Genomic DNA, 12,455 nt, shown 5'->3' with positions numbered 1-12,455 from the left:
AATTAACCATCCTTCCCGATTGAAGCTACAGGACAAGCTTCAAGCTGCTCTTGGCAAAGTTCGATATCCGCTGCCGTGACTGGTTGTTTCCAAACATAGGCGTTACCGTCTTCATCTTCTTTAAAGAACTCAGGAGCACCCGTGTAACACACGTTACAAGCGATACACCCTTCTCCGTTATCATCGTCTGGATCTGTGCAGTACCATGCTCCAGCGATATTGAGCTTATGCTTCATACTTTTGTTGGCCATAAAAATTCCTCCGGGACTTAAACCTCAATATAATAGCGAAAAAATTGTGATCTATGAAGAGTTATTTGCTAAACTAGGACCCTCAAAACTATTGAAGGAAACATTTGTATGGCGTCTAAAACAACATTGGAAAAAGCGAAAGAATGGGCCCAAAACTCTTATTTTAGCCCTGAATCCAGAGCAGAAATAAGTGCCTTGATTGAGGCTAATAACCAAAAAGAAATCGACGAGCGCTTCTATAAAGACCTCGAGTTTGGAACTGGTGGTATGAGAAGTATCAGAGGCCAGGGAATTAACCGCATTAATATTTATACAATCAGAAAGGCCACGCAGGCACTCTGCCTTGAGGTGCTAGCGCAAAAGAGTGCTAATCCTTCAATCTGCATTAGCTACGACTCTCGCATCTGGTCTTTTGAACTGGCGAAAGTTGCAGCTGAAGTCATGGCCGGAAATGGCGTTAAAGCTTACATCTACAAGCATCTTAACCCGGTTGCTCTTTTATCTTTTGCTGTTCGCTCTCATAAGTCGATGGCAGGAGTGATGGTGACGGCTTCTCACAACCCACCTGAGTACAACGGCTATAAAGTCTTCTGGTCTGATGGAGCGCAAGTCACTCCACCAAATGACCAAAATATCATCAACAACTATTACGGGATCACTGACTTCACAACAATCAAAACCATGGGCTTTGATGAAGCGATGAAAGCAGGAATGATTTCGTGGATCGACGACTCAGTTGAAGAGTCTTACTACAAGGCCATTCTAAGTAAGGCCATCAACCCACAAATGTGTAAAGACAATGGTGGAAAACTAAAAGTGATCTACACTCCCATTCACGGAGCAGGCCTTGTCCCATGCTCGCGCGCACTGGCCGATTTGGGATTCACTGATGTTCACGTTGTTCCTGAGCAGGCAAAACCAGATGGGAATTTTCCAACTGTAAAGAGCCCAAATCCGGAAAACCCATCGGCCTTAAAAATGGCCGTAGACCTGATGGAAAAACTTGGCGGCGACATTGTGATGGGAAGCGACCCGGACACTGACCGTCTGGGTGTAGCGATTAAAGTCGATGGAAAAATCCACTACCTGACAGGAAACCAAATCGGGATTTTAAAACTGCACTACATGCTTTCTGAGATGAAACAAAAAGGAAATCTTGAAGGCGAAAACTACGTCGTCAAATCAGTCGTAACAACTCCCCTTCTGGATACAATCGCTAAGAAGTTCGGCGTAGAAATTTACAACACGCTGACTGGATTTAAGTGGATCTGTGGAAAGATGAACGAGCTGGAAAAAACAGCTCCACAAAAAAGGTTCGTTTTTGCGACAGAGGAATCTTTTGGTTACCTTTGCCATAACTTCGCCCGCGACAAAGATGGGGTGAGTTCAGTCTCTCAAATGGCGGAAGTGGCCCTTTTCTATAAACTAAAAGGCATGAACCTGCTGGACGCTCTCGATAAAATCTATGAAGAATTCGGCTTTTCTAGAGAGGATTTATTGTCTCTGGACTATTTCGGCATCGAGGGGCAAGAAAAAATTTCACGAATCATGACAAACTTTAGGAACTTCAGCGATAACACTATCCTTGGACATAAACTGGTGCAAATCAAGGATTACTCTAAGGGGATCGAAGGACTTCCAAAGAGCAACGTGCTGGGCTTCTTCTTTGAAAACGGCAACCAGGTTTATCTTCGCCCATCTGGAACAGAACCAAAGATTAAGTTCTACATCATGATCCAGGAGCGCGAAGGCACTCTTTCAAATAAAAAAATTAATGCCGAAATCAAGGCGACACAGTTCCTCGATTATTTTAAAGCGGCATCAGAACGAGCATAATTTATGACACAAAAAAGTAAAGATTTAGCAGTATGTTTAGTTAGCGGTGGTATGGACTCACTGGTGTGTGCCGCTATCGCCAATACTTCATTCGAAAATCTGGCCTTTTTACATTTGAACTACGGACAAAAAACTGAAGAGCGCGAACTTGAGAGCTTCAAGAAGATCGCTGAGTTTTATAAAGTTCCAAAAAATCTGCAAAAGATCATCGACGTCTCTTTCTTAAAGCAAATCGGCGGCTCTTCACTGACTGACGATAATATCGACGTCAAAAAATACAAAGGCGACTCAGAGGAGATCCCTGATTCATACGTGCCTTTTAGAAACACGCACATCATCTCTATGGCCGTTTCATGGGCCGAAGTCGTAGGTGCCAAAAAGATCTTTATCGGTGCTGTTTACGAAGACTCTTCAGGATACCCGGACTGCCGTCCTTCTTACTACAAAGCAGTCAATGCGCTTATTAAAGAAGGGACAAAAAACGGCGATATCGAAGTCATCACTCCAGTGATCTTCATGAAAAAAGACGAGATCGTTAAAAAGGCCGTTGAGCTTCACGCTCCTCTGCAATTTAGCTATTCTTGTTATGAAAGAAACGACAAAGCTTGTGGTGTGTGTGACTCATGCGCGCTTCGCTTAAGAGGTTTCCAAAAGGCAGGAATTGAAGATCCGATTGAGTATGTGACGAGACCTAAGTACTAGGACTAGAATCCAAAAGCAGTCGAGACACCGTTTTGGTAAATTGAAGACGATGATGTTGTCCCCAGGTAGCCGCCAATTCCAATTGACCCGGACATCATTCCCGTGTTGTACATTGATGGCGTTCCGTACATTGAAGAACCCCAGTACCCTCCACCGTAGCCAGACATAAAGCCCGAGCTAAATCCGTTTGATTGAAAAGGGTTTCCGTATCCGCCGTAGCCGTTACTCATCATTCCGCCGTAACCAGCGTATCCACCGTATCCATAACCATTACAGGCCGAAGAAAAAGCATTAGCTTCACTTGCCGTGATTGGGTTGGCCCCGATTGTTGTATTGTAATTGAGATAGCTGTTGTAGCGGTTCGTGCACTCAGTGAATCCTGAAGCATAAGCTTCGGCCCACTTCTTTTGAGTTTCGTGTTGATACTTAGCAACCGTGTATGTTCCAGCAAGGTAGGCCAGTGGCTGAGCGATCACTCCCAGCGCCTCAACAATGCCGTTGCTCTCATCTTTTTGTTGGAAAATACAGTCGATGCAATCGACTCCAGCTTCTCCTGCTGATTCAGCAATCTGCAAGCGAAGACAAGCGCGGTACTCGTCTTGGTAGGCCGGGTGATTCATCCCTTCGCAGTCTCTTGCCTTCCCTGCCGCATGCAGAGGTTTAACATCCATCAGGATGCTAATTAAGATAAGAATCAAAAGAATGACTTTAGGGGCCAGCTTCATAGCTACCTTATCGGTTGATAATCTCGTTTTAATGAGGGCCTTTTAAAACCCTAACCCCTTGATATTGAGCATGAGATGGGGGCCAGAGCTGTCTACTTTTTAGAGGGTCCGGATAAAAATTTCAAAAGGCCCCATCTATGTCCGGACTATAGCTATCATATTGTGGAAGTGTTGAAACTTTATGGAGAGAACTATGAAACTTTCACTTTTTGCTGCTCTTTTACTTTTATCAACAGTTAACGTGCACGCGATCCCGCCTGTGCCGCCTTCGCCTATTAAATCTGAGCCTGTGGTGCTTAACTGCAAAGACCTAAACGCTCTAACAGAAGAAGAGATTGAAGAATTAAATCAGGACCCGGAAAGAATCGTTTCTGTGGACCACGAACTTCGCGAAGTGTGTTTTAAAGCAAACTAAGAATGAATTAAAGTCGAACGGAGTGAAGAAATTCTTCGAAAGTCTTCACTCCTCTTTTTTTGAATTCAAGATCAAGCCTGGCTTCGATCTCAAAGAGCATTGCTGGCCCCTGAAAAATAAAGGCCGAATAAATCTGGGCCAGGCTTCCGCCCGCTCTCCAGAAATCCATTAAATCAACAAAGGAAGAAATACCACCGACACCAATCAGGATACCTTCTGAGTGAGAATGTTTCATTTCTTTTAATAAGTACTCGCGTGTCTCGCGCGCTTTTTTTGTGAGCAGCTTTCCACTGATCCCACCTTCTCCACGCTCTTTCATAATCGTCGTATTAGTCGCAATAATTCCATCGAGCTTGTATTCATTTACCAGACCTACAACTGAAGAGAGTTCTTCAAGCGCCATATCCGGTGAAACTTTAACTAAGAGTGGTTTGTGGATTTTTTTTCTTTCGCTATCGACAGCTTCAAAGATCTGGCGAAGGCCAGCATCTTTTAAAAGGTCGCGAAGCCCAGGTGTATTTGGTGATGAAACGTTGATCACCAAATAATCTGAATAAGGAGCAAAGTCTTTGTATAAAACAGCGTAGTCCTTAGGTGCATCTTCATTAGACGTCACTTTATTTTTACCTAAGTTCACTCCAAGAATTTTATGGCGTCGGCGGGCACTCTTTACATTTTCTAAGATCACACTTGATCCGAAATTGTTAAACCCCATACGGTTTCTTAAAGACTCTTCTTCTGGGTAACGAAACAATCGAGGTTTATCGTTTCCTGCCTGGGGTTTGGGAGTGACAGTTCCCACTTCGACAAAACCAAAAGGCAAGGCGGTTAAAAAACCAATCGCCTCTGCATTTTTATCAAGACCAGCTGCCAGTCCGATAGGATTTTTAAAGTCGAGTCCCATCGCTTTAAAGTGAAAGCGCGGGTCATCTTTGTGATCAGGAAGAAATCCACCAAAGGACTTCATCGAGTGAATCGTCAGTTCATGGGCGCGTTCAGCGTCCATGGCAAAAGCGATATTTTTAAAAAATGGGTAAGCGATTTTATACAGGTTAATAAAGCTGAACAAAGTCCCCTTCAAGGACTTGCCCTCCAGAATGTAGAATGGCAATCGATCCGTCTGTCCCAAAATAGTCGACGACTTCAATTGTCCCTTTCATATCCCCTTTACTCATCCCGATTAAGGCCCCTGTTTCTGGGTCGTAGATCTCAGTTCCTTCAGTGATGATCTTTAAGATGTCACCGATGTTGATTCCACTCTCTCTTCCGGCATTCAAGTAAACTTTTGTTCCAATAATTTTGGCCACGCGCCCGACCCAGTCAAGTTTGCTGGCAAGCTCCACCACTTTTGGCACAGACTTTCTAACGGCCACGCGAACAGCGTAACGAAGCAGGTCTCTGCGGTAAGCAAGGTAGTCTTCTCTGTCAGATGAGAAGAATCTGTATGTGCTGTCATCAGCGTATCCACCAAGTGTTTCAGTGTAGATTTCTTTTCCAGCGTTCACATCAAAAACACGCACTTCAACTTTTGATTCTGTATAAGATTTTGTTTGTCTCACAATCCCGATCTCATCGGATTTCTCGCGGACGCGGGCATCAATGACACGGCCAAAAATGATAAAATTAATTCCGGCGATCTTTGCTTGTCTGGTTAACTGCACCAGCTTCATCCCTCCACCCACATAAATTTCTTTAGACGGGCCAAAGAGTTTTGCTGAGCTTGGATCAACGATAAATTCACCTGAACGGCTAAGCTCCATTCTAAGCTCTTCTGTCGCATTGACTTCCAGGTCTTCACTTTCAAATGGCGATTCATTAAAAAACGGCAGAAGCGCGATTTTCTTTTTCACACCAGAGAAGTATTTTCTTTCTTCAGCACGCGGGCGCTGGCCGCGGCTATCGCGTTGAACAACATTTGATGAACAAGCTACTAGCATGTTTAGTGAGAGCATCATTAAGAAGAAATTCCTGACCATTTCGCTTCCTCGTTCTTTAGATATAGGTCTACTTCTTAATTATTTGCCTGTTTCTCAATAATTGCAAAACTATGGTTTTCAGAGGAGAAAAGAAGAATTTTTTGCTCGTTTAGAGAGTATTTTCCTCCATCTTTTGCCAGCCTCGCATAGAGACTCTCCACTGGAAGTGTGCTTTTTACCGAGATCACCGAAGCTTCACTCGAATAACTCTTTAGCTCCGCCACTAGCCCCACATCCTTAAACTGCTCGGCCAGGAAATTATTGACCTGAGTGATATCAAAAAGCCCGTGTTTCCCGGTCACTTTCATTTCAACCATTGTCAGCGTGCTTGTCGCGCGGTTGAGTTCTAATGAGCTGTTGATTCTCACTGTCTGCGAGTTAAGCAGGTTATAAATCAAGCTTGCTAAGTTTGAACTCAAGTCTTTTGGATTATAAATAGTAAATTCTCTTTTTTGTGTCGGGAAATCAAAACCCACGAGTGTCTGATTTGTTTTTGTATTCACCAAGAGGTATTGCGCTGTCAGTTCAAAACGCGCACTCTTTCTATCCTGGAAAACTTCAGCGCGCTTAAGCTGCGAGTTCCATTTAAGAGTGACTGACTCAGCATTCATGTTCGAAGGAATTTGTGTCAGGTCTTTATCTAAAACCACCACATTGCCAAAATTTTTAAACTGCGTTGTCGCCCACTTCTTCCACGACTCAACAATAACACCTGAGAAATTTTCGGCCTTACTGACCCCTACGTCACTCCAGCTCATTGAATCGTCAATTCTGATATCCGGACGAATATAAAAAGTCTTGATTGTCACATCCGGAAGATTTGAAAGGTACTCATTAAAAAGAGCATCGACTTTTGCTTTATCCAGGTCGTACTTAAAAACTGAACGCTCAAATTCGTCTGTGGGATTGGCCGGTTGGCTTAACATTGTCACATTCAAGAAGATTGGTTTTAAAAGTTCAATTTCCTGATCATCTGTAAGCTTTTTTTCTTCGAGTTTCGCCCAGAATTTATCTGAATCAAGGTCTCTGGCAATCAGCTCTTTAGTCAAGGCCTGACGGTAACCATTTAAAGTCATAAACATCAAAACTGGAACTTTTACAGCTGGATCAGTTGAAACGAGTGTGTCCTTTTTTAAGGCCACACTCACTTCTTCTGCATAGGTATTAAAAGAAAAACATAAAACAAGCAGAAACAGGGCAATGCTTTTATTGAGCATGAACATCCTCTAGTCTTCCATCGATAATGAATTTAACAGCGTCGCGGTTAAACACTTCATTAATCTGATGGGCCATCTGTGGCGTTGGATTAATTAAAAATTCTTCCCCTAACGGCAGTCTCGCCTTTCCGCCCGGACCTTCAAAGATCATGTGCATTGGAGTGGCGCCACGGTAAGAAAGAAGAACCTGGCGAAGTTTATTGAGCTTCATTTCTGTCAGGTCAGCAAGGTCGACGTTGATACGCACACCTGTGATCTTGTTTTCTGAATGCTCTTTAAGCTTTAAAATTTTATCAGCGAAGATCTTTCTTGGATTTTCCTGAAGGTTGACAAAACCTTCCACCAGAACCGGTTCATCACTGCTTAAAATCATTTCGTATTCGGCAAACACTTTCGGGAAGACGATACATTCAATCTTCGCATCTAAATCTTCCAGAGTCGCAAAACACATCTTGTCGCCTTTTTTCGTCAGGATGTTTTTGCGGCCAGAGATTTTCCCGGCAAGAGTCATCGTGCGTTTTTGGTCGGAGCCCAGGATATCCTGAACGTGTCCAATAGGCATTGTCGAGAGCTCTTTCATTAAGTTTTTATAACGATCAAGCGGGTGCCCAGAGATATAAATCCCCATCAACTCCGCTTCGTGGTTAAGTTTTTCCAGGTCATCAAAATCTCTTACTTCCTGAATATCCAAATTCGATTCAGCTGTCTGAGACATTGATTCTCCACCTAAATCAAAAAGAGAAACCAGGCCTAGAGAAGCTTCTTCCTGGCGCTTTTTACAGTAAGCTAAGATCATTTCCAGGTTTTCTAAGAGTGTCTTTCTGTTTAGCTTTTCGATGCTATCAAAAGCTCCTACTTTAATCAGCGATTCAAACACGCGAGTGTTTACAATTTTTAAGTTGATTCGTTCACAGAAATCAAGAAACCCTTTGAATGGTCCGTTTTCTGTTCTTTCACGCACGATTTCTTCTACGGCGTTTTGGCCGACGTTCTTCACTGCTCCCATACCAAAACGGATGTTTGTTCCAACAACGTTAAATGGCCATAGAGACTCGTTTACATCTGGAGGAAGAACTTCGATGTTAAAGTGTTTAGCATCGTTGATATACTGAGTGATCTTATCCATTGACCCAAGTTCTGTTGAAAGAAGGGCCGCAAAGAATTGTGCTGGATAATAGTATTTAAGCCACGCAGTCTGGTACGAAATAACTGAGTAAGCAACGGCGTGGGATTTGTTGAATCCGTATTCCGCGAATTTTTCCATTTTGTCGAAAAGCTCACTTGCTACTTTTAAATCGTAACCGCGCTCTTCGGCCCCTTTCATGAAAATCTGACGGTGGTGGGCCATCTCATCAGCTTTCTTTTTCCCCATCGCACGACGAAGCATATCCGCTTGTCCGAGTGAGTATCCGGCAACAATACGGGCAACGTTCATTACCTGCTCTTGATAGATAATAACTCCGTACGTATCTTTTAAAACCGGCTCAAGACTCTGGAATGGGTAGTGAGTTTTTTGTCTTCCGTGTTTGATTTCAATGAACTCATCCACGATACCAGATTCAAGTGGACCTGGGCGGTATAGGGCGTTGATAGAAGAAATATCGTCGATAGACCCTGGAGCAATACGCTTACACAGGTCGATCATCCCCGAGGATTCTAACTGGAAGACTCCAATCGTTTCACCTTTTGAGATGAACTCATAAACTTTTGGGTCTTCAAGATCGATGTTTTCAATATCGAAGGCCGCATCTTTATCACGTCTGATGAAGTTTGAAGCACTCTCAATAACCGTCAGGGTTTTAAGACCTAAGAAGTCGAATTTTACCAGACCGATTTTTTCCGAGAAGTCCTTATCAAACTGAATAACCTTTTCACCTTCGCGCCCTTTAAACAGTGGACAGTAAGTCACGAGTGGAAGGTTGGTAATGATAACTCCCGCAGCGTGAATCGAAGCGTGGCGAAGAAGCCCTTCGAGACGGCGGGAAATATTGATAACTTGTTTTACGCGTGAATCGCTCTCCATCAACTCGCCAAGCTTTGGCTCCATCTCCATCGCTTTGTCGATTGTCATCTTCAATTCTTCAGGGATGAGTTTTGAAATGACATCGGCTTCACCGAATGTCAGACCAAAAACGCGAGAGACGTCTTTGATAACGGCCTTCGCTTGAAGCTTACCAAAAGTAATAATCTGCCCTACGCGCTCTTCACCGTATTTTTGAGTAACGTACTCAATAACTCTGTAGCGGTTATCCTGACAGAAGTCGACGTCGAAGTCCGGCATCGAAATACGTTCAGGGTTGATGAATCTCTCAAAGAGTAAGTTGAATGGAATCGGGTCAACGTTGGTGATGTCTAATGCATAAGCAACAATCGATCCCGCTCCCGAACCACGTCCTGGACCTACCGGGCATCCGTGAGTCTTGGCCCACTTGATGAAGTCCGATACGATCAGGAAGTATCCAGGGAATCCCATTTTAATAATCATCGCCAATTCGTCTTCAAGACGTTCTAAGTATTTTGGCTTAACTTCGCTCTCCCAGTTTTCCTGAGCGCGGAGTTTGATAAAGTGTGGACCGTTAAAACGCTTCTCTAAACCTTCTCTCGCCTGGCGAGCGAAGTAATCAGGGGCCGTCTCATCAGTTTCAATTGGATAATCTGGAAGATGGTAAATCTGATTTCCTTTTTCATCTTTCCAATTGAACTTAACGTTACACTTATCGGCGATTCTTAGAGTGTTATCACAAGCATCCGGAGCGTAATGGAAAGCCTCTCTCATCTCTTGTGGAGACTTGTAGAAGAACTCATTCGTCGTCAGCTTCATACGCTGCTCATCCATTAACGTCTTACCAGTCTGCACGCACAGAAGAACTTCCTGAGCGGCCGCATCTTCGCGAGTCAGGTAGTGACAGTCGTTAGTTGCAACAAGGTTGACGTTATTAGCGCGGGCGTATTCAATAATTTTTTTGTTAACAGGAATCTGTTCCGGAATTCCGTTTTCCTGAATCTCTAAATAGAAATCTTCGCCAAAGAGGTCTCTCAATTTTTCGATGGCCTTAATCGCGCGGTCGTCTTGATCAGTAAAGAAGTTGTATCCCACTTCTCCCTTCAAGCAGGCCGTCGTACAGATCAGCCCTTCAGAAAATTCGCGAAGAAGTTCATAGTCAGCGCGAGGCTTATAATAAAAACCTTCCATGTAAGCGCGAGAAAGAAGCTTACAGAGGTTTTGGTATCCCGTTTCGTTTTTACATAAAAGAATCAAGTGGTGGATCTGGTGGCGAGACTCCATCTCATCCTGAGATCCAACGACCTTCTGCTTTTTGAGGGCGCCTTTTTCAAAACGCGATCCAGGAGTGAAATAAATTTCAGATCCAAGAATTGGTTTAATGCCGGCAGCTTTACATTGAGTGTAGAAATCAATCGCACCGAACATGTTGCCGTGATCGGTTTGCGCGATCGCTGGAACTCCAAGTTCTTGTGCTCTTTTGATTAAATCTTTTAAACGGATCGCTCCGTCCAGAAGTGAGTATTGGGTGTGCAAATGCAGGTGCACGAAACTGTCTTTGTGGGTCTCTAAAAAGGACATAATCCTAGGCTCCTTAGAGGTGTGTGTATGTCCTTAAATTTAAGCATTTTTAATACGCTTTTTGAATTGTATTTTAAGTCAATTTTACACGGTCTCAGAGGGGTTCTTGAGGGTATTCGACTTTTAGCGTAAACTACTTAATAATTCGATCGTTTTTATGGAGAGACTATGAAAGTCCGTGGGTTACGAACCCTTCTTTTCATCCTAGGTGCCCTCGCTGTTGCAGTGGGGTTCGCTTTATACAAAAAGTCTCCTGAAAAAGAGCTGGCAAATGATATGAAAAGTCAGTTGACGACTGAGTCTACTGAGGAAACAGGCGTGGCCTCTAAACCAAAAACTCTTAAAGAAGTCATGTCTCAAAACCTTAAAAAACAAGAAGAAATGGTCGAAAGAAAAGACTTCGATGACACAGTTCTTGGACAAGAGCGCTTTTACACTGAAGCTGAAATCAACGAAATGACTGAAGAAGATTTTAAGGGCCTGGTCCTTGAAACAGAAAATAAACTTCCTAAGGTTTCTGATATCAGAAAACTTCCCCCGGGGGCCCTTCACCGTACTCCTGCTCCAGTTATCCAGGCGGGAAAGGATTTGGGACTACTCAAAGAAGTTTTAAAAGTGCATGAGTCTTACGAGCGAGTCGTGGCCCCTTTCTATGAAAGATGTGCCAAAAATGCAGAACGCCCGACTCCAGTGCGCGCTCTTTGCCTTACGAATTTAATTCAGGTAAAAAAGAAGAATAATGAGAGAATCAATGTAGCTGATTACCCTTCAGACTTAATTGAGCTCTCGAGAATGATTACGGACTTGTAGTTTTTATGAAAAGAAAAAATACGAGACAACCTTCTCCCCAGCTTCCAGGCCAGTTGAGCTTCAACTTCGATGTGCCTAGAGAGCAGGATAGAAATTTCCACTTAGGTGGAAGATCATTCTACTTTTTCGACTTCGACGACAACGTCGCTTTTCTCTCTACTCCCATCATTATTTTCCACAAAAAAACCGGAGCAGAAATTTCACTCTCAAGTGGGGAATTTGCTCACGAGAATAAGCACATCGGGATCTCTGGCCCTTATGCTGATTACTACATGGACTTCAACGATGCCCATGGGTCTTTCCGCCATTTCCGCGATAAAGACTTAAACCCGATTGAAGTGAAAGCTGGAAAAAAACAAGGTTTCGTCGAAGACGTTTTAAAAGCATTAAAAGAAGTCGATACTCACTGGAAAGCTCCATCTTGGGAGTATTTCTATCATGCGACTTACAATGAACGTCCGGTTTCATTGATCACGGCCAGAGGACATCACCCGACGACTATTATCGAAGGTGTTGACCAGATCGTTAAGGCGGGATACCTGCCTCATACACCGAACTACCACAGTATTTATCCTGTTTCTAACCCTGAAGTGAGAAAAGACTTAGGGGATATTCACTTCAAACAAAGTGTGGCCGAACTCAAAAAACATGCAATCCGCGCCAGTGTTGAAAAGGCGATCAATCAATACGGTTACTCACCTTTTCATCGTTTCGGGATGAGTGATGACGACCATAAAAATGTTGAACTCATCACTGAAGAGATGCGCGATTTAAAGAAAAAGTATCCGGAAATGAGCTTTTTTGTTATCGAAACGTTTAAAGACTCTTTCTCAAAGCGTGAGGTGCTCCTGCACGAAACGCGTGAGATCATCTCTGCCAAAGAATCAGTGAAACCACAATTGTCTCTATTTGATTAACTCAGCACATTTTCCTTCTTTTA

General features: G+C 43.4%; 11 protein-coding genes. 5 read left to right on the top strand and 6 right to left on the bottom strand.

Annotation, left to right across the window (positions count from 1 at the left end; translation table 11 throughout):
- Positions 1-2 precede the first annotated feature (2 nt).
- The gene (locus tag AC6JA8_RS07205; protein WP_102243160.1) at positions 3-251 is read right to left on the bottom strand and encodes a ferredoxin; all 249 of its coding nucleotides are present in this window, start codon (positions 249-251) and stop codon (positions 3-5) included.
- A gap of 108 nt (positions 252-359) precedes the next feature.
- On the opposite strand from AC6JA8_RS07205, the gene AC6JA8_RS07200 reads away from it, so the two are divergent.
- Both AC6JA8_RS07200 and queC read left to right on the top strand, forming a co-directional pair.
- A complete protein-coding gene (locus tag AC6JA8_RS07200; protein WP_497976454.1) occupies positions 360-2,087 on the top strand; it encodes a phospho-sugar mutase in 1,728 nt (575 codons plus the stop codon).
- Positions 2,088-2,090: 3 nt separating this feature from the next.
- Positions 2,091-2,789, top strand: coding sequence for a 7-cyano-7-deazaguanine synthase QueC (gene queC, locus AC6JA8_RS07195; RefSeq protein ID WP_497976453.1), 699 nt, complete (start codon positions 2,091-2,093; stop codon positions 2,787-2,789).
- Positions 2,790-2,791: 2 nt separating this feature from the next.
- Here queC and AC6JA8_RS07190 read toward each other — a convergent pair whose 3' ends face one another.
- Entirely contained in the window at positions 2,792-3,514 is a 723-nt protein-coding gene (locus AC6JA8_RS07190) for a hypothetical protein (protein ID WP_497976452.1), read from the bottom strand.
- Positions 3,515-3,707: 193 nt separating this feature from the next.
- On the opposite strand from AC6JA8_RS07190, the gene AC6JA8_RS07185 reads away from it, so the two are divergent.
- Positions 3,708-3,929, top strand: a complete 222-nt coding sequence (locus AC6JA8_RS07185) for a hypothetical protein (protein ID WP_102243156.1) — start codon at positions 3,708-3,710, stop codon at positions 3,927-3,929.
- 7 nt (positions 3,930-3,936) lie between these two features.
- Here the strand turns inward: AC6JA8_RS07185 and AC6JA8_RS07180 are convergent, their stop codons facing one another.
- The 4 genes from AC6JA8_RS07180 to dnaE are packed head-to-tail and all read right to left on the bottom strand — an operon-like array spanning position 3,937 to position 10,705.
- Positions 3,937-4,998: a quinone-dependent dihydroorotate dehydrogenase gene (locus tag AC6JA8_RS07180; RefSeq protein ID WP_497976451.1), complete on the bottom strand. Its 1,062-nt coding sequence runs from the start codon at positions 4,996-4,998 to the stop codon at positions 3,937-3,939.
- Positions 4,982-5,905 (bottom strand): hypothetical protein, encoded by a 924-nt coding sequence (locus AC6JA8_RS07175; RefSeq protein ID WP_102243154.1) that lies wholly within the window; start codon positions 5,903-5,905, stop codon positions 4,982-4,984. Before AC6JA8_RS07175 ends, AC6JA8_RS07180 begins: the two co-directional genes overlap by 17 nt.
- A 35-nt stretch (positions 5,906-5,940) precedes the next feature.
- Positions 5,941-7,122, bottom strand: a complete 1,182-nt coding sequence (locus AC6JA8_RS07170; RefSeq protein ID WP_497976450.1) for a hypothetical protein — start codon at positions 7,120-7,122, stop codon at positions 5,941-5,943.
- Entirely contained in the window at positions 7,112-10,705 is a 3,594-nt protein-coding gene (gene dnaE / locus AC6JA8_RS07165; protein ID WP_497976449.1) for a DNA polymerase III subunit alpha, read from the bottom strand. Before dnaE ends, AC6JA8_RS07170 begins: the two co-directional genes overlap by 11 nt.
- Before the next feature lie 168 nt (positions 10,706-10,873).
- On the opposite strand from dnaE, the gene AC6JA8_RS07160 reads away from it, so the two are divergent.
- Together AC6JA8_RS07160 and AC6JA8_RS07155 are read left to right on the top strand one after the other, a co-directional pair.
- Positions 10,874-11,515 (top strand): hypothetical protein, encoded by a 642-nt coding sequence (locus AC6JA8_RS07160; protein ID WP_497976448.1) that lies wholly within the window; start codon positions 10,874-10,876, stop codon positions 11,513-11,515.
- Between the two features lie 5 nt (positions 11,516-11,520).
- Positions 11,521-12,432, top strand: coding sequence for a hypothetical protein (locus tag AC6JA8_RS07155; protein WP_497976447.1), 912 nt, complete (start codon positions 11,521-11,523; stop codon positions 12,430-12,432).
- The last annotated feature ends 23 nt before the right edge of the window (positions 12,433-12,455 follow it).

The sequence above is a fragment of the Bacteriovorax sp. HI3 genome (assembly GCF_059738875.1).
The sequence above is the reverse complement of the archived record's forward strand: the minus strand, read 5'-3'. Positions and strand labels throughout refer to the sequence as shown.

What these genes read in the sequence shown, in the direction of transcription:
- AC6JA8_RS07205 (WP_102243160.1), bottom strand. Translation starts at nt 251, where the DNA reads ATGGCCAACAAAAGTATGAAGCATAAGCTCAATATCGCTGGAGCATGG.
- AC6JA8_RS07200 (WP_497976454.1), top strand. Translation starts at nt 360, where the DNA reads ATGGCGTCTAAAACAACATTGGAAAAAGCGAAAGAATGGGCCCAAAAC.
- queC (WP_497976453.1), top strand. Translation starts at nt 2,091, where the DNA reads ATGACACAAAAAAGTAAAGATTTAGCAGTATGTTTAGTTAGCGGTGGT.
- AC6JA8_RS07190 (WP_497976452.1), bottom strand. Translation starts at nt 3,514, where the DNA reads ATGAAGCTGGCCCCTAAAGTCATTCTTTTGATTCTTATCTTAATTAGC.
- AC6JA8_RS07185 (WP_102243156.1), top strand. Translation starts at nt 3,708, where the DNA reads ATGAAACTTTCACTTTTTGCTGCTCTTTTACTTTTATCAACAGTTAAC.
- AC6JA8_RS07175 (WP_102243154.1), bottom strand. Translation starts at nt 5,905, where the DNA reads ATGGTCAGGAATTTCTTCTTAATGATGCTCTCACTAAACATGCTAGTA.
- AC6JA8_RS07170 (WP_497976450.1), bottom strand. Translation starts at nt 7,122, where the DNA reads ATGCTCAATAAAAGCATTGCCCTGTTTCTGCTTGTTTTATGTTTTTCT.
- dnaE (WP_497976449.1), bottom strand. Translation starts at nt 10,705, where the DNA reads ATGTCCTTTTTAGAGACCCACAAAGACAGTTTCGTGCACCTGCATTTG.
- AC6JA8_RS07160 (WP_497976448.1), top strand. Translation starts at nt 10,874, where the DNA reads ATGAAAGTCCGTGGGTTACGAACCCTTCTTTTCATCCTAGGTGCCCTC.
- AC6JA8_RS07155 (WP_497976447.1), top strand. Translation starts at nt 11,521, where the DNA reads ATGAAAAGAAAAAATACGAGACAACCTTCTCCCCAGCTTCCAGGCCAG.